The 21,128-nt window shown below is 34.7% G+C and carries 24 protein-coding genes; 16 read left to right on the forward strand and 8 right to left on the reverse strand.

The window, feature by feature from the left end; translation table 11 throughout:
* Positions 1-3: 3 nt before the first annotated feature.
* Positions 4-606 (reverse strand): 2,3-bisphosphoglycerate-dependent phosphoglycerate mutase, encoded by a 603-nt coding sequence (locus tag B0A64_RS09340; RefSeq protein WP_089479238.1) that lies wholly within the window; start codon positions 604-606, stop codon positions 4-6.
* Between the two features lie 293 nt (positions 607-899).
* On the opposite strand from B0A64_RS09340, the gene B0A64_RS24915 reads away from it, so the two are divergent.
* The 6 genes from B0A64_RS24915 to B0A64_RS09370 all read left to right on the forward strand — a co-directional run bounded on the left by B0A64_RS24915 (position 900) and on the right by B0A64_RS09370 (position 6,659).
* Complete coding sequence (locus B0A64_RS24915; protein ID WP_123875896.1) at positions 900-1,583, forward strand: DUF6629 family protein; 684 nt, start codon at positions 900-902, stop codon at positions 1,581-1,583.
* Positions 1,584-1,743: 160 nt separating this feature from the next.
* The gene (locus tag B0A64_RS09350) at positions 1,744-2,403 is read left to right on the forward strand and encodes a BON domain-containing protein (RefSeq protein ID WP_089479240.1); all 660 of its coding nucleotides are present in this window, start codon (positions 1,744-1,746) and stop codon (positions 2,401-2,403) included.
* Between the two features lie 34 nt (positions 2,404-2,437).
* Positions 2,438-2,749 (forward strand): hypothetical protein, encoded by a 312-nt coding sequence (locus B0A64_RS09355; RefSeq protein ID WP_089479241.1) that lies wholly within the window; start codon positions 2,438-2,440, stop codon positions 2,747-2,749.
* Between the two features lie 17 nt (positions 2,750-2,766).
* Positions 2,767-3,246: a hypothetical protein gene (locus B0A64_RS09360; RefSeq protein WP_089479242.1), complete on the forward strand. Its 480-nt coding sequence runs from the start codon at positions 2,767-2,769 to the stop codon at positions 3,244-3,246.
* A 78-nt stretch (positions 3,247-3,324) separates the two neighbouring features.
* On the forward strand, positions 3,325-4,134 hold the full coding sequence (locus tag B0A64_RS09365; protein ID WP_089479243.1) for a universal stress protein: 810 nt from the start codon (positions 3,325-3,327) through the stop codon (positions 4,132-4,134).
* Between the two features lie 14 nt (positions 4,135-4,148).
* The gene (locus tag B0A64_RS09370; protein WP_089479244.1) at positions 4,149-6,659 is read left to right on the forward strand and encodes a cation-translocating P-type ATPase; all 2,511 of its coding nucleotides are present in this window, start codon (positions 4,149-4,151) and stop codon (positions 6,657-6,659) included.
* A 1-nt stretch (position 6,660) separates the two neighbouring features.
* Here the strand turns inward: B0A64_RS09370 and B0A64_RS09375 are convergent, their stop codons facing one another.
* The 5 genes from B0A64_RS09375 to B0A64_RS09400 form a co-directional block, all read right to left on the reverse strand.
* Positions 6,661-7,494 carry a YoaK family protein gene (locus B0A64_RS09375; RefSeq protein WP_317044997.1) on the reverse strand — a complete coding sequence of 278 codons (834 nt, stop codon included), beginning with the start codon at positions 7,492-7,494 and terminating at the stop codon, positions 6,661-6,663.
* On the reverse strand, positions 7,433-8,251 hold the full coding sequence (locus tag B0A64_RS09380; protein WP_089479245.1) for a DUF6544 family protein: 819 nt from the start codon (positions 8,249-8,251) through the stop codon (positions 7,433-7,435). Before B0A64_RS09380 ends, B0A64_RS09375 begins: the two co-directional genes overlap by 62 nt.
* Positions 8,248-8,733, reverse strand: a complete 486-nt coding sequence (locus B0A64_RS09385) for a hypothetical protein (RefSeq protein WP_208863528.1) — start codon at positions 8,731-8,733, stop codon at positions 8,248-8,250. Before B0A64_RS09385 ends, B0A64_RS09380 begins: the two co-directional genes overlap by 4 nt.
* Positions 8,734-9,049: 316 nt before the next feature.
* Positions 9,050-9,709 carry a BON domain-containing protein gene (locus B0A64_RS09390; RefSeq protein WP_089479247.1) on the reverse strand — a complete coding sequence of 220 codons (660 nt, stop codon included), beginning with the start codon at positions 9,707-9,709 and terminating at the stop codon, positions 9,050-9,052.
* Positions 9,710-10,796: 1,087 nt separating this feature from the next.
* Positions 10,797-11,240 carry a hypothetical protein gene (locus B0A64_RS09400; protein WP_089479249.1) on the reverse strand — a complete coding sequence of 148 codons (444 nt, stop codon included), beginning with the start codon at positions 11,238-11,240 and terminating at the stop codon, positions 10,797-10,799.
* A gap of 363 nt (positions 11,241-11,603) precedes the next feature.
* On the opposite strand from B0A64_RS09400, the gene B0A64_RS09405 reads away from it, so the two are divergent.
* The 8 genes from B0A64_RS09405 (at position 11,604) to B0A64_RS09440 (ending at position 16,834) form a co-directional block, all read left to right on the forward strand.
* The gene (locus B0A64_RS09405; protein ID WP_123875897.1) at positions 11,604-11,984 is read left to right on the forward strand and encodes a hypothetical protein; all 381 of its coding nucleotides are present in this window, start codon (positions 11,604-11,606) and stop codon (positions 11,982-11,984) included.
* Positions 11,985-12,256: 272 nt separating this feature from the next.
* Complete coding sequence (locus tag B0A64_RS09410; protein WP_089479251.1) at positions 12,257-12,694, forward strand: hypothetical protein; 438 nt, start codon at positions 12,257-12,259, stop codon at positions 12,692-12,694.
* Positions 12,695-12,828: 134 nt separating this feature from the next.
* Positions 12,829-13,227: a hypothetical protein gene (locus tag B0A64_RS09415; RefSeq protein ID WP_089479252.1), complete on the forward strand. Its 399-nt coding sequence runs from the start codon at positions 12,829-12,831 to the stop codon at positions 13,225-13,227.
* Between the two features lie 9 nt (positions 13,228-13,236).
* A complete protein-coding gene (locus B0A64_RS09420; RefSeq protein ID WP_089479253.1) occupies positions 13,237-13,926 on the forward strand; it encodes a VIT1/CCC1 transporter family protein in 690 nt (229 codons plus the stop codon).
* A 106-nt stretch (positions 13,927-14,032) separates the two neighbouring features.
* Positions 14,033-14,467: a thioredoxin family protein gene (locus B0A64_RS09425; protein WP_089479254.1), complete on the forward strand. Its 435-nt coding sequence runs from the start codon at positions 14,033-14,035 to the stop codon at positions 14,465-14,467.
* A gap of 40 nt (positions 14,468-14,507) precedes the next feature.
* Positions 14,508-15,401, forward strand: coding sequence for an FAD:protein FMN transferase (locus tag B0A64_RS09430; protein WP_089479255.1), 894 nt, complete (start codon positions 14,508-14,510; stop codon positions 15,399-15,401).
* Positions 15,398-15,631 carry a DUF4266 domain-containing protein gene (locus B0A64_RS09435; RefSeq protein WP_072965097.1) on the forward strand — a complete coding sequence of 78 codons (234 nt, stop codon included), beginning with the start codon at positions 15,398-15,400 and terminating at the stop codon, positions 15,629-15,631. The genes B0A64_RS09430 and B0A64_RS09435 overlap by 4 nt, the downstream gene beginning before the upstream one ends.
* Positions 15,632-15,649: 18 nt before the next feature.
* Positions 15,650-16,834: a DUF3570 domain-containing protein gene (locus B0A64_RS09440; RefSeq protein WP_089479256.1), complete on the forward strand. Its 1,185-nt coding sequence runs from the start codon at positions 15,650-15,652 to the stop codon at positions 16,832-16,834.
* A gap of 127 nt (positions 16,835-16,961) precedes the next feature.
* Here B0A64_RS09440 and B0A64_RS09445 read toward each other — a convergent pair whose 3' ends face one another.
* On the reverse strand, positions 16,962-17,399 hold the full coding sequence (locus B0A64_RS09445; RefSeq protein WP_123875898.1) for a hypothetical protein: 438 nt from the start codon (positions 17,397-17,399) through the stop codon (positions 16,962-16,964).
* 1,031 nt (positions 17,400-18,430) lie between these two features.
* On the opposite strand from B0A64_RS09445, the gene B0A64_RS09450 reads away from it, so the two are divergent.
* Together B0A64_RS09450 and B0A64_RS09455 are read left to right on the forward strand one after the other, a co-directional pair.
* Entirely contained in the window at positions 18,431-19,567 is a 1,137-nt protein-coding gene (locus B0A64_RS09450; RefSeq protein WP_089479258.1) for a helix-turn-helix domain-containing protein, read from the forward strand.
* Positions 19,568-19,655: 88 nt separating this feature from the next.
* Positions 19,656-20,192, forward strand: a complete 537-nt coding sequence (locus B0A64_RS09455; protein ID WP_089479259.1) for a DUF3575 domain-containing protein — start codon at positions 19,656-19,658, stop codon at positions 20,190-20,192.
* A 234-nt stretch (positions 20,193-20,426) separates the two neighbouring features.
* Here B0A64_RS09455 and B0A64_RS09460 read toward each other — a convergent pair whose 3' ends face one another.
* Positions 20,427-21,128 carry a M23 family metallopeptidase gene (locus B0A64_RS09460; protein WP_089479260.1) on the reverse strand — a complete coding sequence of 234 codons (702 nt, stop codon included), beginning with the start codon at positions 21,126-21,128 and terminating at the stop codon, positions 20,427-20,429.

Here is a 21,128-nt window from a genome sequence, read left to right on the forward strand (position 1 = left end):
GATTTAAAGATACTTCACTTCCGAGAGCTCTAGTTTTGTATTAAATTCATAAAGTCGGGGCTGGCCTGTAGGGATGTTTACTTTGACAATATCAAGCGGATTGATGTTTTCAAGGTACATCATCAGGGATCTTAAACTGTTGCCATGGGCCACCAGTAAAACATTTTGTCCCATTTTTAATTTCAGTTCTATTTCTGCTTTATAATAAGGAACCACGCGGTTATAGGTATCAAGCAGGCTTTCTCCTCCGGGAGGACATATATCATAACTTCTTCTCCATATATCCACCTGGGCCAAACCGTACTTTTGCGCTGTTTCATCTTTGTTGAGTCCTTGCAAAGTACCGTACATACGCTCATTAAAAGCTTTATTTTTTACAATAGGAATCGTCACTTTCATTTCATTCAGGATAATCCGCAGGCTCTCCTGTGCCCTTATAAGCATGGAAGTATAGGCAATATCAAAAACATAACCGATCAGTTTTTGACCTGCCAGCTTCGCCTGTTCTTTTCCCAGGTCAGTAAGGGGAATATCCAGTATTCCTGTAAAACGGTTCTCTAAATTATAAACAGATTGTCCGTGTCTGACAAAGATTAATAGTGCCATTTTTTTTCTTTAAAACCAGTATCAAAGCTAAGGTAAAAATAGTCTAAAAAAGTGTTCCAGATCACTTATTGCAATGTTGATAATCATTTCACTACTGGCTGTTTTAGGCCAAATTTGCTAGATAGTTTTAAAAACTAAATCTTATAAAATTCAATCATTCTAAAAATTATAAGCATGAAAACAATATTCGCACTTATCGCACTGGCAGCCTTAACAGCTACTATTCTTATGGATACTGTAGGCAGAAGAGTCAAACCAACTAAAACCAAGTCATAAACCTAACCTATTATCTTATGTGTTTTTCTGCTACAGCAAGTTTTAGTGCCGGGATTGTACTTAGCGTTATTGGAGTCGCCTGTATAAACAAAATACAGCATCGCTCACAAACCATGTTTGCCTTAATCCCCTTTATATTTGCCGTACAGCAGTTCTCTGAGGGATTATTATGGCTGTCCATTCCGAGTACGAAGTGGTCCTACCTGCAAACCGGCATCACTTATTTTTACCTGATTATCGCACAAATTATCTGGCCCGTCTGGGTTCCGGTTGCCATACTGCTTTTGGAAAAAGAACAATCCCGAAAGCAAATGCAAAGAATACTTGTGGCAATTGGGATGCTTGTATCGATGTACCTTACTTACTGTTTGTTCCATTTTAATATCAGATCCGAGATTGATTGTTATCACATAGCCTATATCCAGACTTATCCTGAATCCTTTCGGGTAATGGGTGGATTGCTTTATATCATCGCTACAATACTCCCGCCTTTCTTTTCACACATCAGACGCATGTGGTGGTTAGGAATTATGGTCTTTATATCCTATATCATTACAACTGTTTTTTATGAAAGTTATCTCGTATCGGTATGGTGCTTTTTTGCTTCTGTCATTAGTTTATCGGTATACCTGATCATGTCAGAAATAAGAATGAGTCATCGCGAAGAAATATACATGAAAAGAGCCATAGATCAGAACTAAGAAATAGAACAACTAGACTTTGCAGGCTGAGCATTTAAAAAAGGAATCAACTAATATATTTCATCCCGATATGTAATTGGAATCAGTTTTTAGAATGTCGAGAATCATTTATTAAGACTTTGATAAGGTGCAACTTTGCTTCAATAAATATAGTAAGCAAATGAAAACCAACGAAGAATTACAACAAAAAGTCATAGAAGCTATCAATTGGGAACCTTTGTTATCAGCTGCAGAAATTGGAGTTACAGCTTTCGATGGAATTGTTACCCTAACGGGCTGCGTAAATAGTTATGCCAAAAAAGAAGAAGCAGAAAGAGCTGCTAAAAATGTATCGGGCGTAAAGGTGGTTGTAGAAAAAATTGAAGTTGTGCTAAACAACAAAACTCAAAAATCAGATAACGAAATTGCCGCAGAAATTATAAACGCTTTCAAATGGCATTGGGATATTCCACATGACAGAGTGCAGGTAAAAGTCGAAAAGGGCTGGGTAACCCTTACCGGATCCTTGGAATGGAACTACCAGAAAGAAGAAGCTAAAAAAGCTGTAAGCGTGCTCATTGGTGTCAAGGGTATTATCAATAACATTATGATCATCTCTTTATCCAAAGACCGGATTAATAAAAAAGACATTGAGGATGCTATAGAACGAAACAAAATTATAGGAAATACCAAAATCAAAGTGGAGGTTCTGGACAATTCTGTTACGTTAAAAGGGAATGTCGAATCCTGGTTTCAAAAAAATGAAGCAAGCCGTCTGGCCTGGAAAGCCCCTGGTGTACTGGAGGTTAAAAACAACTTACATGTAGACCTTAAACAATAGCCCCGGAACAATCCCTGGAAAAAAAACATGAATTATGGAAAAAGTAAATATGGACAGCCTGGTCACTGTACTGGCTGAAATTGAAAACATGGGATTTACATCCCAATTTGAGGTGAATGGAAAAAGTCTGGTTTCACTCAAAACAGACCATCACTTTATGGCTAATGAAATAAAAATTGCCCATTTCTATCGTTTTGAAGGCGAATCAAATCCTGAGGACTCTTCGATTATGTACGCAATTGAGACTAATAGTAATGAAAAAGGCACCCTTGTAGATGGTTACGGAACTCAAGCAGACCCTGCAACAGCAGATTTTATGCGTAAAGTAAATGACATTCATAAATAACAAACCACACACTTAAGATGAAAAAACTGAATCCCGCCATTGCTGTCATTTTTGTAATCTCTATAAGTATCATTCTACTCAACCGATATACCCAGTTTCATATCAATGATTATAGGGTACATTACTTTTTTTTGTTTTTTGCAGCCTCATCACTGGTAATTATTATCGGACAATTCTTTAGAAAACTCCAAACCAACTGGTCCATTATTTTAGTCTTTATAATCATTGGAATTTTATGCGGACTCAAAGCTTTCTTTACATGGGGCGGAGACTGGAAAACACAAATAGTACTTTACCGAAATATTGAGAATCCGGCTAAAACAATTAATTATCAGCTTCGCGGAGACCGGTTTGCATTTGGCTATAAAAAACGTGTTGTAGGCATCTATCGTTTAGCGCCTTTTATGGAATGGACAACAGATCTGGATACGCTTCATTTGGATAAGACAAAATGGACAAAATTAAATCTGAACCTAAATGAAATGAAACTGAAATAGGAAAATAATAATCTAATACCTACTGAAATAAATTTAGATAAACCTTCAAATGAAAATTTCAGTTTTAAAATAAATACCATGAAAAAATTACTTGTTACAACAGACTTCTCGAGTATCTCAAGGGCAGCAATACGATTTGCGATTCAATTTGCTGCTCAGACTCCCTGTGAACTCATATTCTATAGTGTAAATACCAAAACCTTTGAGGATAATATCGACAACTATTATAAAAAAACCACGCAGGATTATAAACTTAAAAAATTCATCCTATCCATTTACAAAACAACCAAAAAAGAGCCTGGTAAGGCTGAATTTGTAACCGAGAACCATACTCACGTAGACCAGGCCATTATTGCGTATGCACAAAAATGCCATGCCGATTTTATTTGTATCAATACATCCGGACCAGGGATATTTAATCAATTAATAGGAACTACTGCCACAAAATTGATTACTACTTCCCCTATTCCGCTTTTGGTTATTCCTTATAACTATCGCATGAAGGCAATACATCTTTTATTATACGCCTCAGATCTTGTAAAGCTGGGTGTGGAACTGCCTTTTGTTAAAAAATTTGCAGCCCTTTTTGCTGCAGATGTGGCATTGTATCATTATAACGAATTATTGGATCAGGGTAATTTCAAGGAAGATTTCAATAAGATAGCCCAAAACTACCAATCGGATAAAGTCTCTTTTAATTTTAAAAAATTAAATATCGAATATTCCCTGCTCAATCATTTAAAAGTAGATATAAGAACAATAAGACCCTCAATTGTTGTCATGTTTACAAAACAAAACCGCGACTGGTTTGAACGCCACTTTCTTTCGAGTAAAACCAAGGAATTTGGTTTTGACACCCATACTCCTATACTTGTTTTCAGAAAGTAAAAAATAGTTAAATAATGACTACAAACAAATTCAATACAGCTGGTTTAACCACTGCACAAGTACTTGCGGCCAGGAAAAAATACGGCCAAAACGTATCTTCGTATAAAAAAACAAACCGTTATATCGCTGCAATGATCCGAATGATCAAGGAACCGATGATGATTCTTTTGTTCGTAGCATCAAGTATTTATTTTATCAGTGGAAAAACGGCTGATGGTTTCTTTTTAGCCTCAGCAATTGTTTTGATTGCGGCTATTTCATCTTACCAGAATGCGAGGAGCAGAAATGCTTTGGAGCAGTTGAAAAATTTTACCAAACCCAAATGCAAAGTCATAAGAAATGGCGATTCTGTAGAAATAAAAACAGAAGAGATTGTCATTGGTGACAGTCTTCTGGTTGAAGAAGGCGTTTTAATTGCTGCCGATGGAGTCATCTTAAATTCCAATGACTTTTCTGTTAATGAATCGATCCTTACCGGAGAATCCATGGCGGTCAATAAAGACAAAGAAGCCAAAGACAATGGCATTTATCAAGGCACAACAGTCTCTGGCGGACTCGCCATTGCAGCGGTCACTGCCATTGGAAGTGAAACCAAACTGGGTAAAATAGGCAAAAGCCTTGAGGGAATAAAAGAAGAAAAAACACCTCTGGAGATTCAGATTGGTAATTTCGTAAAAAAAATGGCTATTGCAGGAGCCATCGTTTTTTTGATTGTTTGGGGAATCAACTACTTTCATTCCTTTAAGGTATTCGACAGTCTGCTAAAAGCCCTTACCCTGGCTATGAGCATCCTTCCTGAAGAAATTCCGATCGCTTTTACCACCTTTATGGCCATTGGCGCCTGGCGGATGATGAAAGAAGGGATTATTGTCAAACAAATGAAAACTGTAGAAACATTAGGCAGTGCCACTGTGATTTGTATTGACAAGACAGGCACCATTACCGAAAACAAGATGAGTCTGGCTAAGATTTTTTCGTTACAATCAGGGAAAATTACAGATTTAGAGGGCACTTTATCTGAGGATGAAAAAAAGTTAATTACCCTGTCCATGTGGGCAAGCGAACCCATAGCTTTTGACCCGATGGAAATCGCTCTTCATGAAACCTATGCAGAGATTAATGAAAAAGATCAGAGACCTGATTTCGAATTGGTGCATGAATATCCCTTGTCAGGAAAGCCCCCCATGATGACGCACGTTTTTGAAAATAAATCGGGTACTAATATTATTGCCGCTAAAGGAGGTGCAGAAGCCTTAATGGAAGTGTCTGAACTTACTGCAGACCAGAAAAAAATAATTCTAAAAGCAATTCAGCAATTATCCCAGGACGGTTACCGAGTTCTGGCAGTGGGCGAAACGCATCAGACTTCTGAGCATTACCCTAAAACACAACAGGAATTTAAATTTGAATTCATTGGACTGCTGGCCTTTTATGATCCCCCGAAAAAGAATATCAAACTCGTTTTACAGCATTTTTACAAAGCCGGAATTAATGTAAAAATTATAACCGGTGACAATGCCCTGACTACTTCATCTATAGCTGAGCAAATCGGTTTTAAGGGATATGAAAAAAGCATCTCCGGAGATGAGCTGATGAAACTTAACAAAAAAGAACTCAAAAAATGTGTCAGGGATACTACTTTATTTACCCGAATGTTTCCCGAGGCTAAACTCAAAATCATCAATGCCCTGAAATCAAATAAGGAAATTGTTGCCATGACCGGTGATGGAGTAAATGATGGACCGGCGTTAAAAGCGGCTCATATCGGAATTGCAATGGGCAAAAAAGGAACTGAAATTGCCAAGCAGGCAGCTTCACTTATTCTGGTCAATGATGATCTCTCAAAAATGGTGCACGCCATAGCCATGGGAAGAAAGATTTATGCCAACATCAAAAAATCAATTCAGTTTATTATTTCAATCCATATTCCCATCATATTTACTGTTTTTATTCCACTGGCACTTGGCTGGCGATATCCTAATATATTCTCCCCTGTTCATATCATCTTTTTAGAATTGGTGATGGGTCCTACCTGCTCTATTGTCTATGAGAATGAACCCATGGAAAAAAATACCATGGCACAGCAGCCAAGACCTTTCACTTCGACATTTTTTAACTGGAAGGAACTCTCTACCAGTATTATTCAGGGATTGGTAATCACTATTGGTACATTATTTACTTATCAATACGCTGTCTATAACGGTTATGACGAGCAGCATACCCGAACTATGGTTTTTATTGTACTGGTAACCGCTAATATCTTTTTGACATTAATGAACCGCTCTTTTTATTATTGCATTTTTACCACTTTGCGTTACAAAAATAATTTAGTTCCATTAATTATAAGTATTACCATTTTCATTACCGCAATGCTGCTTTACATCAAACCATTTGCAATATTCTTTGCATTTGAACGTCTTGATCTCCTTTCGCTGTGTATGGCAATTGGAGTAGGTTTTCTATCGGTTATCTGGTATGAAATGGTAAAATTATGGAAACGAAATTTTAAGGAATTCAAAGCCTGAGTTACTTGCCTTTAAATTGTATCAGATGCCTGTACTTCCTTTCGAGTAAAACAGCATTAAATCTGATCCTGTCATATAGGAGACCTAAAAGCAAAGCGACAACACCAATGAGTAAAACGTGTAATCCCATATTCGAATAAAATATCCCGCCTATAATACCACCAAAAAAGAAAAAACTAATAATGGTCATTCGCAATTTTATCGATATAAAGAGTTTTTTTCGAAAAAGTTCCTCCTGATAAAAAAGCAGTTGTGATAATTCAATTCCAAGATCTGTAAAAAGCCCTGTTAAGTGTGTTGTCCTCACTGCGGCGTTGGAAATTTTTGTAACTAAAGAATTTTGAAGCCCCATTGCAAAGAGTAACGTATAGGCTATAAAATCAGGATTATGTATAATTAAATTGCCGCCAAAAACTGCGATACCAAATAAAATAGCGCTTTCGATTGCTGTTGGAATTACATAACTGTATTTTTCATTTCTTCTAAGGAGAAACTCTACAAGCAGACTGGAGAAAAAAGAGCCCAGGAAAAAGAAAAAAATATATAAAAAGTATACAAATCCCTGTTTGAAATTGAGTTTGAAAATCTCATCTACAAAAAAAGCAAAATGTCCCGTAACATTGGTAGTCAGTTTTTGAACTCCCAGAAAACCAGCGACATTCACCAGTCCGGCCACAAACGATAATAAAGAGGCTATTTTTAGATTGTGCCTTAAGTTTCTTTTGTTTCCCTGATGTTTGAACATTGTTTTATGGTATTCTGTAATTATTGAATCATAATATCCTTTTAGGAATGTTTTGGTTGTATTGTACTGCTGTGACTTTAAACTTTGCATAACTAAAATCTCCTGTTTTCAATTTCCAGACTGCTTCTGCTGAAAAAGGGATTTTTACCCCATTGATATCTTTGTAATTTGTCATTCTGCAGAGCCATGGTTCTCTTTTCTGACCGGTCATGAACCGCAGGGTTTCCATCGTAACAATTTCGCCTACAGCGTTAAATATAACGATAAAATCAAATGAAATTTCTTTGTAGCGAAATGATAATTTCGCAGAATTTTCATCTATGGCGATCCATGTTATATTTTCTGAAGGAAGCAAATTTGTTGGAAACCAAACGCTTTCGGCCAGCCAGCGCTGCATCTCGCCTTCGTTAATTCCTGTGCCTTTGCCATCAACCACTGTAAAAATATTGAATAATGAAACTTTTAAATTTCCCTTGTCGGCAATCAAGCTGTCTCTTGCTGTAAAGATCAGCGTTGAGCCTTTCCATATAAATTGTGGTTTTTGAACAGAAAAATATTGTTCGCCCCTAATATTGATGAACCCACTTTTTAAGCTCGTTTTAAACACACCCTTATGTTTTAATCTAACTGAAACTATATACGGCATTGTATCTTTCAATACATATTTAAAATAGCGCTGTACTGGTTTAGGCAGGCCAATTAATTGACCCGGGTTATACCTTTTATCAGATACATTCAATGCATTTGCATATAATGTCTTCACCTGTTTTTTGAATTTTAAAGACATCGTTATTTTTCCCAGAAGTATCACCAGCAGTACTGCTCCAATAATAAGTAAGAGTTTCATTTTTTGCTGTTTTCGTTAGGCGGCAAGGAGAAGTTTTTTGCATAGCTATTTCTTATTTCTGGCAGTAGCGCAACAATAATCATCGCAATGGCATACAGCATATAAAACATTTGCAACCAGCCAACACCCTGTACAAAGAAGGTTTCTGTCTGTATCCAAATAATGAGAACCAAAGCGATATAAATACTATAGGTCCAGGCCCAATACATGTCTTTAAAAAAATTGAAATGTTCCGCAAACGGGATGAAAGGTCGCTTGACTAAAGCCACTACAATCAGAAGTGGCAAAAAGCCCAATACGAAAAATAGAATAATCCCTGGAATCAGAAAATCAGCAAATGGTGAATTTTCTAAAATAGATAACGGCAATCCTCCAAGAAGTTTTCCTGATGGCGAAATAATTAATGCGCCGCCACCAATCATAGCGGTAAGTCCCAAAAATGAGAGAAGTGCACGATGTGTTTTTTGAGCTGTTTTTTTCATCACGCTATTTGGTTTAACGCTCTATTATAATTACTTCTATTATCGGACAAAAATCTCTAAATTGGTAATATGGCATTAAATTCTGCTTCAATATTTTCGTCGGTTTTAGAGAAAATAGTTCCCTTGTGATTTTCTGCCATTTTTTATTCAATTGATAGTCCATTGCCTGTACCGATATAGATTTCATTATTATGTAAATGACCGACTTTTATCTTAAAGGTTCCTGAATCAGCTGTTCAATTCTATAAATGCACACTTTAATAAACGCTGAGGAATTTATTATTATCTAAACATTAAAATATCATTCTATTTCACATCAGTCAAGCTCTACAAATAGTTCATTATCAACTTGCCATACTCCCTTTGTATTCCAGGCAATCCTTTCTGCTTCTTCCTTCTGAAAAATTGAACTGACAATACCACTTAGAAATATCGTGTTGCCATCAACTCTGACTTTAATATTACCGATATCAAGTATCCAGCTTCGCTTAAGGGCTTTCTCTACAATCTCCTTTTCCAGTTGATTTTTTATTTCAGCCTCAATCACTATTTTATCAATAACTCCTCGTACACCTTCCAGATAACGAATAGCATTATCTGCGGTCTTTCTTTGGAAATTCCAATGCAAAACACCCTCAAGGGTAACCCATCCTTCCTTGACTGTAACTTTTAATGTGTGATTAGGTATAACCCATTTTTCCTTTAATGCTTTTATAACTGAATTGGCAATCTCTTTGTCATTTCTAATTGCCGAATAAGAAAGATCTACCATTACATCATCTATAATGGTCTTAACCCCTGATATATCCTTAATAGCGTGTTCAGCTTCCTTTTTTTGATTATAATTCTCGACAGTTCCTGCCAGAGTAACAATCCCATCCTGCACACTAACCTGTATCTTACTAGATTGTAAAACAGGCTCCCATTTTATAGCTTCCATGACTTCTTTGCGTAAAATATCATTACTTTTTTTCATTAGATTTTTATTAGTATTTTTACAGGATTAAGCTTTAATATACTTATTTTTAAAAGTATAATAATCACTATATCACTAAGCAAAATTGAGACAAATAGTACCATGAAAAAATGATTTCTGTCAATGCAAAAAGTGATAAGAAACATTTAATATATTAAAGTGATAACAAAATTATAATATTGAGATGACTAAGTTTAAATTAGCAATTATGATTGAAACATCAAGGTAATTATGTGCTGGAATCATTATTTAGCTGATACCCTTTTTGTCACAAAAGTTAAGTTCCTGTGTTTAGGTTCTTTATCTATTTTCTGCTTCTGCAGCCGCAAAACCTATTTATTTTTGTGAAAGAATTGTGGCATGTCTATTAAAAAAAAACGAAAATTGAGTATTGATTAGTACAACAGTTGGGTTTGAATGCGCAGTTCTCTAAGACAAAACAGGGCTCTTGGGCAGCCATAGCCCCGATAGAAGTGAAAATCCTTTTGTGTCCGCCGCGGCGGACACAAAAGATTGAAGCGTATAGCGGGAAGAGCTCCTAAAAAATAAATACTTAATATCCATAAAAAAACAATATTACAATTGCTGACCCAACTCTAAACATTTGGTCTCTAATTATGGATATAGAAAAAACTCTATACATTTAGATACCCTTAAAATTAATAAAATGAGAAACGGTAATATTCTAATTGTAGAAGATGATCAGATGACAAGCAGATTTTACAAGATGTAATTGTATCTCTTGGCAATACGAGCAAAATCATTTGGAAAATTAACAAAGCAGAAGCACTTTGATACTTATCTTCCAGCAATAAAAATGCTGATTATTTTTTGCGGTATGAACATGCCAATTATCAATGGACTGGAATTAAAACGGCTTATAGATGCTGATCCCGTTCTTAGAAAAAAAAGTATACCGTTGGTTTTTTATTCAAGAGCAGCAACGCAAAACGCCATTGAAGAAGCTCACACTGCACTTAGTATGCCAGGCTTTAAAAAAAAAGAAAATGACTGTCATAAATCAAAATCAACTGCCAATACTATACTTGGGTACTGGAAAAGTGCATCCAAATACCTAAATTTTGATTTAATTTATTTTCTCTTCTTTCACCTGTTTGTAAACTTCAATTTTTCCTATTACGTCAAAATCTAAAGTATAATTAACAGGGAATTCATAATTTTCATCCATCAAGATTATCATTTCAGCCTGATAAATCGAATTGCCCAAATTCAACTTTGGATTTTTGGATAAAATAAGATAATAGGGTAATGCACTTTGAGATAATTCATTATTGATTAACATATCAAATCCTTCTTTTGCGGTTTGTTCAACAAAATAAGAACCGGGAAAGTTATGTTGGTTTTTATCTATAAAACTCTTAAATAATTCAAGATCTGATTTATTAAAAGAAAGCGCTTGCAAATTTAAACTGCTAAACTTATCAAGTTTAAACCATTTAATATTTACAATTAACTTTTTAGAATCTAAGTTGTATTTAAAATAGGCCAGCTGCGTATTTATAGTATACATGGATAATATTTCTAATTAAATTACTACAGGATAAGTTTATTGGTAATGCTATACAAATGGGCATGTAATCTTGTAATAGCTGATAAATAAAAAAATAAGGAGTTTTTTTTAACAGTTGCTTTTATGCAATGGCTAATTTAGTGTGAATTGAAGTAAAAAAAACAATCAAATTTAACATTTAGAATCATTCTAGTGAGTAGGAATAAACTTCCATTGATACCTTTATTGTTCTTTGTTTTTAAACAGCCTTTTATCTTTGTGCAGGTAAAACTTAAAAGTATTTTGGCAGGACTTAACTATTTACAACATTTCTAAACAAGTAGTTACCTGAAAATATTACAAGATATTAGCTATATTTGAATTGTGAAAAAACATCTTTCCATATTATTTTTATCGGTCTACCTTTTGTCCGTAACGCAATTGGTAGAGCTTATAAAGCTGCCTGTAATGGTAGAACATTATGTGGAACATAAAGAGCAAAATCCTAATTTAACTGTTCTTCAATTTTTGTGCATTCATTATCAGGGACCAGATGTATTTGATGCCGATTATGCTAAGGATATGAAACTCCCTTTTAAATCGCACACCAATATCAGTTCTGTTGTATTTTATCCGTTGATACAAGAATACAAACCCATACAAAAAGTAAATTTTACGTATAAAAAACAAAATTCATATACGTATTCTTTTGCCTATTCTTCCATTTCCCTTTCCTCTGTCTGGCAGCCGCCCAGAGACTGTTAATCGTTTTTTATCGGCTTAAAACTCTCACGTCTAATGGCGCATGTTTTTGCTATTGCTTATTTTTTAAAGCGACGATTAACAAAAAGCTTATGCTTGTTAAAATAATTGCGTTTTCCCTAAGCAATAAACTCATCGCAGGGCTTTTTACAATTGCCGCGACTGGTCTATCAAGAGCAATGCCGAGAGGAACAGCATCGGGCTCAGCCAACGCATTGCCCGGATGAAATGGAGAACAAAGAAGAATAGAAAATTAATACTTTAAACAAAACATTATGAACGGAGCGCATTATCACTTAATATTGAACCACTTGCCTATTATTATACCTATTGTGGGTTTACTAGTTCTCATAGGTGGATTTATAGTAAAATCTGAAATTGTAAAAAGAACAGCTTACTGTATTTTTATACTGGGAGCAATTACAGCATTTGCAGCAATAGCAACAGGCGAAGGCGCCGAGCACGTGGTAAAACAAATTGACGGAATCTCTAAAAGTTTAATCCATGAACATGAAGAAAAAGCAGAGGTATTTGCTTTACTATCCTATGTATTGGGCATAAGTTCGATAGTTGCTTTATGGAGCAATTGGAAAAAGAAATTGTATGCTAATTATATTGCATTGGCTATACTGGTGTACTCTCTGGCAGTTTTATACTTTGGTCAGCAAACAGGAACTACAGGCGGAGAAATCAGACATTCTGAAATTAGATAATTTCTAACTGATTATTTCATTAAATATTTACGGACCTAAAATAGTATTATAAAATTCAGAATCATTCTACGGGTTTTAACACATTGTTTTATAGTAGGTTAATTTAATTTTATAAAAAAACAAACATTTTTAATATGGGTGTAATTCTCAATGAGGCAAAGCTTCATTCTATACTGGAAGAAATAGATTTAGGTATTAACAAACTTAACGACCAAAAGATAATAGCCTTTTTCAAATTTTTAGGATTTAAAGACCGTGAGGATATTCCTAAGAATTTTCTTGATTGGCAAACCATACTTGTTGTATTGCCTGATCGCGAAATGTTAAATGAGATTAAGAAATATAAGGATTCAATATCCCGAATTTCATTTGTTACAAACACAAATGCAAAGCAGATTCATATCTATGATATGAATGACTGGAAAAGTGCTGCACAAAACAAAACAGCATTACAAATAAGACAGTTTCTAAAAACTAATTTTGGAGGTACTGAAAAAATCTCTAAAAGTCCGGACTGGGTTAAACTAAAATAAATTAGAATTATGGAGACTGAAGTTCATTATATTAACAGAAGCGGATGGCTCAGGGCAGCTGTCCTGGGTGCAAACGACGGAATTTTATCGACCACCAGTTTAGCGATTGGTGTTGCGGCGGCGAGTGTAACCAGAGAACCTATTTTGCTTGCGGCAGTAGCAGGTTTAGTTGCCGGTGCGCTTTCCATGGCGGCAGGCGAATATGTATCGGTAAGTTCCCAAGCTGATGTTGAAACAGCTGATTTAAAAAGAGAAAAAAATGCACTCGATACCTTGCCCGAAGAAGAACTGGAAGAACTCACCGATATTTACATTCAAAGAGGTTTAAATAAAGAACTGGCCAGGCAGGTTGCTGTCGAATTAACGGCTCATGATGCCCTTGAAGCCCATGCGCGGGACGAACTGGGAATTAATGAAATCACACAGGCCAATCCTTTAACTGCAGCTTTTGCATCGGCAGTATCCTTTATCATTGGAGGTTTATTGCCGCTTTTGGTGGCTATTTTTGCCCCTATCAAAGAAATGGTATTTTATCAGTATGGTTTCTCCATACTCTTTTTGGCATTATCGGGAATACTTGCCGCTAAAGCAGGAGGTTCACATACTTTTAAAGCAGTATTGCGTATCTGTATCTGGGGCACCTTTGCCATGGCAGCCTCGGCATTGGTGGGCTATATTTTTGGTGTCCAGACTGCTTAGAAAATAGTTTTTTTGATTTAAAATTTAATCGAATCTTAAGAAAGCAAAAAAAATAAGATACCCAACAATTCGTTATTTCGTATATACCTAAAAACAAATCCGTAAAATGAAACTAATTACATTATTCCTTTTAATGACAGTGCTTCCCATCAACTGGGAACCTGACTTTACTAATGCCAAAAAAGTGGCAAAGGAAAAGCACGAATTAATTCTGTTGAACTTCTCCGGTTCAGACTGGTGCGGCCCTTGTATCGTAACACGCAGAGACTATCTTGAAAGTCAAACATTCACCCAAATGGCAAATGAAAATCTGGTACTCGTTAATGCTGATTTTCCAAGAAAGAAGAAAAACATTGGAACTCCCCAGCAAATAAAGCGAAACGAGGATTTAGCCGAGATTTACAATAAAGAAGGAAGTTTCCCCCTAACCCTGCTTCTTGATGCTGATGGTAAAGTAATCAAAACCTGGCACGGAAAACCAGAAACTACTCCCGAAGAATGGACTGCCGAAATAAAAGCGATCTGTGACAGCAAAAAGTAACATACTGAAAAAACAGAAGTATTCCGAGTCCCTTAAACTCATGGGAAATAACTTTACCATTACGGTTGTTGCCGAAAATGAGAAAACAGGAAAGGAGAATATTAATCTTGCTATTGAAGAAATAAGACGCATCGAAAGACTTTTGACTACGTATAAAGACGACAGCCAGACCAATCTGATTAATGAAAATGCAGGAATTAAAGCGGTTAAAGTAGATCCTGAAGTTTTTAATCTTATCGAAAGATGTATTGGAATTTCAAGAATTACACAAGGGGCTTTTGATATTTCATACGGAAGTATCAATAAAAGTCTATGGAATTTTGACAAGACAATGACCCAGTTACCAGATGCCGAAACAGCCCTCAAAATGGTACACCTTATTGATTATAGAAACATAATTCTCGACAAGGAAAACACAACCGTATTTTTAAAAGAAAAAGGAATGCGAATTGGTTTTGGCGGAATCGGAAAAGGATATGCCGCCGAGATGGCAAAACAAGTTCTGATAAAACATAATGTTCAAAGCGGCATTATTAATGCCAGCGGAGATCTCTCTGCCTGGGGATTACAGCCTGATGGAAAAAAATGGACCATTGGCGTAGCAGATCCTGATGCTCCAAATGCAGCATTTTCTTATATGGAAATATCCAATAAAGCGGTGGCAACATCCGGGAATTATGAAAAGTTCGCAACCATTAACGGCAAAAAATATTCACATACCATTGACCCAAAAACAGGATTGCCTATAACCGGAATTAAAAGTGTGACCATTATTAGCGGAAACGCAGAATTTGCAGATGCAATGGCAACACCAATAGCGGTTATGGGCATTAAAGCAGGCTTGTTTTTAATAGATCAGATAGCAGATCTATATTGTATAATAATCGACGACAACAACAAAATTTACACTTCAAAAAACATTAACCTGAAATGAAAAAGCCAAAACAAAAAGCGCTCGTACTATTCTGCAGCATTGCTTTTACGGGCATTCTACTCACCTCCTGCACATCGGTAAAAGAATACCAGAAAGGGAAAATCAACGATTCTGAAATGGTACTTTCTAACAGAAAAATCGAAAAAACAGAACTTAGTTTTCAATCCTACCGAGAAGGAGCTTCCGGAGCAAATTCAGGAAAAAGCGGCGGCGGCTGTGGTTGTAACTAATTTTCATACCATTAAAAAATGAAAAGAATATTCATTACAGGATTTGCCTTACTGGCATTATTTCAAACAAGAGCACAAAATGTTCCTACAGATTCTACCAGTTATAAAAGTAAAAAATTAAAACTGGAAGAAGTAAATCTGGTTTCCAGTTATTATAAGCAAAACGGAGACAATTCTGCCGTTACAGGCGGAATTGGTTCTGAACATCTTACCGATATTGCCAATACCATCGATGTAAAATTGGTAAAATACGGCCAGACCGGAATCAAGCATACTTTTGATATTGAAGCTGGTATTGATCATTATACCTCGGCATCATCAGATATGATTGATCTGAGCGCCAATTCATCTGCATCATCTTCTGATAACCGCTTCTACCCTTCTTTAACTTATCTGAGAGAAAACGAAGAAAAAGGAAGAACATTGGGTATTGGCGTTTCATCATCAACTGAATTTGATTACCAGTCTTTTGGAGGCAATATCAGCTTCTCGCAAAAAACGAGAGACCGCAATGGAGAATTTACAGCTAAATTTCAAACCTTTATCGATCAGTTAAAATTAATTGAACCTGTTGAACTTCGTACTTCTGGAGGCGAAGGTTATGGCAGCGCCAACCGAAATACTTTTGCAGGAACTTTAAGTTATTCTCAGGTTGTAAATAAAAATCTGCAGGTGATGCTTGTAGGTGATGTGATTAGTCAAAACGGTTATTTAAGTCTTCCTTTTCACAGGGTTTATTTCGCAGATGGTTCAGTGCATCAGGAAAAAATGCCGGATACAAGACTCAAAATTCCACTGGGAATCAGGGCCAGTTATTTCCTTGGAGATAACGTAATTATTCGTGCTTATTACAGATATTATACTGATGACTGGAGCCTCAAAGCACATACTGCCGATCTTGAAATTCCTGTAAAATTAACTCAGGCCTTTTCGATAAGTCCGTTTTACAGGTATTATACTCAAACGGGAACGAAGTATTTTAAACCGTATGGTGAACATACAGCAGCGGACGAATATTACACCAGCAACTATGATTTGTCTAAGTTCGATAGTAGTTTCTTTGGGATGGGAATGAAATTCACGCCCCTTAACGGAATATTTGGTCTTAAACACTGGAATACATTGGAGATTCGTTACGGTCATTATACCAGAACGACAAATATGACTTCGGATATTATTAGCATCAATATTAAATATAAATAGAGTATAAAATCATATTTAATAACAAAAGCCCTATAGTAATAGGGCTTTTGTTATTAAATAAATATAGCAAATAGTAACAGTAGTCATCAACTGTTGCTTTTTAACTTTATTACATGATTATATATTATCAGAAATCTTTTAATGCATCTTCTAACTTATATTTCTCCTGAAGATAGTCTTCTTTTAATGAGTCAATTGTATACTGTAGAGCTGGATCATATTTTTCAATATGAATTGCAAACCCTCTAATATATTTTACTTTTTTCTTCAATTGATCAAGATGCTGTTGAGCTTTCCTAATAGATGAATTAATATACTCGCGCTCATCTGGCGGATGAGATTCCACTTCCTTTCGCTGCTGCTCTATAGTGAGCTTCGCCGAATCCATTATACTATCTGATTCCCTATTTAATAAGAACCACTTTCTAACCATCCTATTACTGACTTCTGAAGTTTCAGATGAATCTGTGTCAACACCATTGTCATTAGAACCTGTCCAATCCTTTTGTTGGCAGCAATATAACAGTGTGACCATGACAATCAGCATGCTGAACTTTGTTTTCATCTGTTTATTCATTAAATTTTCCCTTTTATTAAATATTTATAAATGCTATCTCTGAAGAATTTCAGTTCCCTCCAAAAATTATCTAGAACTACGAAACTCTGGAATTATAAATCGCAAAAAGACATTTGCAATTGATGTACAAGAAATTACTACAACAATAAAAGTAGAATAAAAGGAAGTTCAAGAAAATGATATTTATCCATTTAATATGTGATATATAACATATAATTTATTTAGGTCTGATGTGCCGAAAAATCCATACGATTGATCGTCCGTACTAAAGCATTCCGACCATCTAAATTGTTTAAAAATGACAAGCAAATTTTTAAATATTTGTATTCCATTAATTCAAATATTTAAATAAAATAAAATTTGAAGTTGATACCTTTTTTGCCACAAAAAGTTAAGGCTGTCTCTTAGTACGTTAAGTAAAATTATAAGATTACATTTTATAGCAAAATCATATATAAAACGAAATACATTTTTGCTTCAATCCCCAACAGTACATCTAAACCAAATTTCTACAGCCAATAAAAGACAGCACCTGCTTATAGCAAGACAATCTCTTCAAATCCTCCATAAAATGGTGTGAAATATTTCCTTTACGGCTCATCACAGCCAAAAGGAGCCTATTGAAGATTATTGGCGCCTTTTTTTCGTTTACACTATTAAATAAGGTAACTTTGAATCATTTTTTCTTTTTTAGAATCACTCTAAAACAAGATACAACTCATATTTACAATTGTTTTTTTTTCTCATCATCCGACTCCCCTTCTTGAATTATTATTCGTTACTCAACTGACGCAGAAAACTGGTTTATTTCTCAAATCAAAATCTTAAATAATTCCTTAATTTTTTTTATACAATTAATAAATAACTTTAGTTAATCATTTCTTAATCCGTTAAGAAAATCATTTACATTACTATAAATTCGCTTTGCTATTTCGTGTGAAATTAGCTATGTTTTGAAGAGTAACTAAATACCTTAATATTCAAAAGCAAATCCAAAAATAACTTTTATCTTAAAAAAATTGATTTATACAACACTTTTAAATATTGCGATTTTTCAAGGAATCGTCTTAGGCTTAATTATTTTAAAGTCATCTATATTCAATAGTAATTCAAATAAATATCTAGCCTACTTACTATTTGCACTTTCAATTATTTTACTAAATCATGTTTTTGAGATTGAAGATGTGCTTACCGCCCATCCTTTTCTACACTTTATTGATAACATCGAGTGGATATTTCTATTACCGCCATTTCTATTCCTGTTTATTATAAACCGGATTGATAAAATTGCAAAAAGCAAGCAAAAAATCTATTTATATTTCACTCCATTTGCTTTTTCTGCCATCCTTAATATTGCCCGTGATCTTGATCATGTTGCAGGAATTTATACTATTCCTGAGTCAAGCATTTATATATTCAAAATACTTGGTCTAATTCATCTTATCCTAGCAGTTACATTTATTCCATTTCTTCTTTGTTATTCTTATTTTTTGATAAGACATTTAAAAGACCCACAGGAAAAAAAATGGATCATTACCTTACTAACAATCATTTCTTCATCGATATTTGCTTTTCTTATTATCTACCTAACCAGCCTATTTATTGAATTTGACCTTTCTGCCACTATGAGCATTTTGGCTTTAGCTGCAACATTCATAATTCACTGGACGTCTTATATGGGTATATACAGATACAAACTTGCAAAAAACAAAGAGGCTGTCTATAATTTTCTAAACCAGGATTTAACTATTTCATATAGTAATACTCAAATCTCAGAAGACCGAAGAGTTGAAGAATACAGGGAATCTATCACGCCAGATAATCTTTATTTTCAAAAACTGGAACTTCTTTTTAAAGAACAGCACATTTATACCGACAGTAAATTAAACAGGGAAAAAGTTGCAGAACAATTAGGCATAAGTGCGGGATATGTTTCGCTAATTGTAAACACGATAACGGGGGATAATTTTGCCAATTACATTAATCAATATCGGGTTGCAGCTGTAAAGGAAATGATCTCCAATTCTGAATACGAAAACTATAATTTGTTGGCAATGGGACTGGAATCTGGCTTTTCTTCAAAAACAACTTTTTATAAAGCTTTTAAAAAAATTACCGGTCAAACACCAAATGAATATAAAAACAACAGTAAATAGGTGCCATTTTATACATTTTTGAGCTTTTGAAACCTTTTCTATTTTTTCTTAAGTGAATTTTGGAGCAAAATAATTCAAATCACTTTTTATGAAAAAAATTTTATTACTTATCATTTTGTCTGCTTTTTATTCTGTCAATGCTCAAAATGAAACTGATCCTTATCAGAAAAACAATGAAATTAAAATAAATGCACTGGCTCCTTTATGGCAATCTTTTCAGGTTAGTTACGAAAGACATTTAAATCATAATTCCTCCTTAGGGCTTTCTTTTTATTATGTATTTGATAATACCAAAAATGAAAAAGATTTAAATTATTCAATATCTCCGTATTACAGAAGATATTTTGGTAAAAAATACGCATCAGGCTGGTTTGTTGAAGGATTTTCAATGCTGGCTTCAACAGATGGCAAAAAAATGTACGCTTCAGAAGATCATTCAATATATACCGAGAATCCCGACGTTATTAATTTTGCTCTCGGTGCCGGCGGAGGCTGGAAATGGGTCAGTAAAAGTGGATTTCTTATTGAAGCAAATGTTGGTTATGGCGGTATATTAATCAATGCAAATAAGACTGACCATACTATTGTTGCAAAATTTGGAATAAGTGCAGGCTATAGATTTTAATAAAACTTATAAAATAACTATCTGTTTGTAAAATCAATAATTCAATCTAAAAAAAAGTCGAATTTTTATTGCAACTTTATAGAAATCAAGCATAAATTGGTTGGATATTTTAATGCTTCCCAATACGAAAATAAGTAAAAGCCTGATAAATCTAGATTAATCAGGCTTTTTTTGGTTCAATAATATTATTTCTATATCATTTATCAAGACTCGGAAAGATTGATATATTATTATTTAATTTTTTCTTACTATTTGAGATGTAACGGGCTCACCTCTTTCTGTAAAAATATCGTTGGCATAGTAGTTAATAAATTGTACAGGAACCCCAATACCTGTTGAAAGAGATGCTGTTGTCTGCAAATGATAATGCAAATGTGGTCCATTAGAATTACCGCTGTTTCCAGCCAAACCAACCTCTTGGCCCCTGATTACATTATCTCCTACCGCCACTTTTATAGAATTCTTTTTAAAATGAAGCATAAAAGAATATTCTCCATTCAAATGATCAATTATAATGTAATTACCTAAAACTTTTTTAGTGTTTTTAACTCCTGGAACATTATCATCAATAGAGTTTTCAACAGCAATTATTTTTCCGTCACCAGGCGCATTTAATCGTTGGCCAAAACAGTAATAATCTTCATTTTTGGTTCCATCTCCCGTATTTGTTCTCTTGTTGATTACTCTAACAATGTCCAATGCGTATCGCTGATGACGATTTGGGGCAAAATGATGATTTTCTTCTAGCGATTTTCCTCCTGCTACTATGTACCATTCGCCATCGAAAGGCAACTCTAATACTGTTTTTGTCTTATAATTTAAATAAATATCTTCGTCGAGTTTACCTTCATCTCCCATTAGAGTATCGACACAAGAAGTCAGTAAAAGAACAATAGCGAATAGCAAAGTGTAAACTGTATATTTGAAAATTTTCAT

The sequence above is a fragment of the Flavobacterium araucananum genome (assembly GCF_002222055.1).
GTDB classification, from domain to species: Bacteria; Bacteroidota; Bacteroidia; order Flavobacteriales; family Flavobacteriaceae; genus Flavobacterium; species Flavobacterium araucananum.

What these genes read in the sequence shown, in the direction of transcription:
- B0A64_RS09375 (WP_317044997.1), bottom strand. Translation starts at nt 7,494, where the DNA reads ATGCAAAGTTTAAAGTCACAGCAGTACAATACAACCAAAACATTCCTA.
- B0A64_RS09370 (WP_089479244.1), top strand. Translation starts at nt 4,149, where the DNA reads ATGACTACAAACAAATTCAATACAGCTGGTTTAACCACTGCACAAGTA.
- B0A64_RS09350 (WP_089479240.1), top strand. Translation starts at nt 1,744, where the DNA reads ATGAAAACCAACGAAGAATTACAACAAAAAGTCATAGAAGCTATCAAT.
- B0A64_RS09380 (WP_089479245.1), bottom strand. Translation starts at nt 8,251, where the DNA reads ATGAAACTCTTACTTATTATTGGAGCAGTACTGCTGGTGATACTTCTG.
- B0A64_RS09390 (WP_089479247.1), bottom strand. Translation starts at nt 9,709, where the DNA reads ATGAAAAAAAGTAATGATATTTTACGCAAAGAAGTCATGGAAGCTATA.
- B0A64_RS09355 (WP_089479241.1), top strand. Translation starts at nt 2,438, where the DNA reads ATGGAAAAAGTAAATATGGACAGCCTGGTCACTGTACTGGCTGAAATT.
- B0A64_RS09385 (WP_208863528.1), bottom strand. Translation starts at nt 8,733, where the DNA reads ATGAAAAAAACAGCTCAAAAAACACATCGTGCACTTCTCTCATTTTTG.
- B0A64_RS09400 (WP_089479249.1), bottom strand. Translation starts at nt 11,240, where the DNA reads ATGTATACTATAAATACGCAGCTGGCCTATTTTAAATACAACTTAGAT.
- B0A64_RS09425 (WP_089479254.1), top strand. Translation starts at nt 14,033, where the DNA reads ATGAAACTAATTACATTATTCCTTTTAATGACAGTGCTTCCCATCAAC.
- B0A64_RS24915 (WP_123875896.1), top strand. Translation starts at nt 900, where the DNA reads ATGTGTTTTTCTGCTACAGCAAGTTTTAGTGCCGGGATTGTACTTAGC.
- B0A64_RS09410 (WP_089479251.1), top strand. Translation starts at nt 12,257, where the DNA reads ATGAACGGAGCGCATTATCACTTAATATTGAACCACTTGCCTATTATT.
- B0A64_RS09440 (WP_089479256.1), top strand. Translation starts at nt 15,650, where the DNA reads ATGAAAAGAATATTCATTACAGGATTTGCCTTACTGGCATTATTTCAA.
- B0A64_RS09340 (WP_089479238.1), bottom strand. Translation starts at nt 606, where the DNA reads ATGGCACTATTAATCTTTGTCAGACACGGACAATCTGTTTATAATTTA.
- B0A64_RS09445 (WP_123875898.1), bottom strand. Translation starts at nt 17,399, where the DNA reads ATGAAAACAAAGTTCAGCATGCTGATTGTCATGGTCACACTGTTATAT.
- B0A64_RS09455 (WP_089479259.1), top strand. Translation starts at nt 19,656, where the DNA reads ATGAAAAAAATTTTATTACTTATCATTTTGTCTGCTTTTTATTCTGTC.
- B0A64_RS09420 (WP_089479253.1), top strand. Translation starts at nt 13,237, where the DNA reads ATGGAGACTGAAGTTCATTATATTAACAGAAGCGGATGGCTCAGGGCA.
- B0A64_RS09460 (WP_089479260.1), bottom strand. Translation starts at nt 21,128, where the DNA reads ATGAAAATTTTCAAATATACAGTTTACACTTTGCTATTCGCTATTGTT.
- B0A64_RS09360 (WP_089479242.1), top strand. Translation starts at nt 2,767, where the DNA reads ATGAAAAAACTGAATCCCGCCATTGCTGTCATTTTTGTAATCTCTATA.
- B0A64_RS09415 (WP_089479252.1), top strand. Translation starts at nt 12,829, where the DNA reads ATGGGTGTAATTCTCAATGAGGCAAAGCTTCATTCTATACTGGAAGAA.
- B0A64_RS09430 (WP_089479255.1), top strand. Translation starts at nt 14,508, where the DNA reads ATGGGAAATAACTTTACCATTACGGTTGTTGCCGAAAATGAGAAAACA.
- B0A64_RS09365 (WP_089479243.1), top strand. Translation starts at nt 3,325, where the DNA reads ATGAAAAAATTACTTGTTACAACAGACTTCTCGAGTATCTCAAGGGCA.
- B0A64_RS09435 (WP_072965097.1), top strand. Translation starts at nt 15,398, where the DNA reads ATGAAAAAGCCAAAACAAAAAGCGCTCGTACTATTCTGCAGCATTGCT.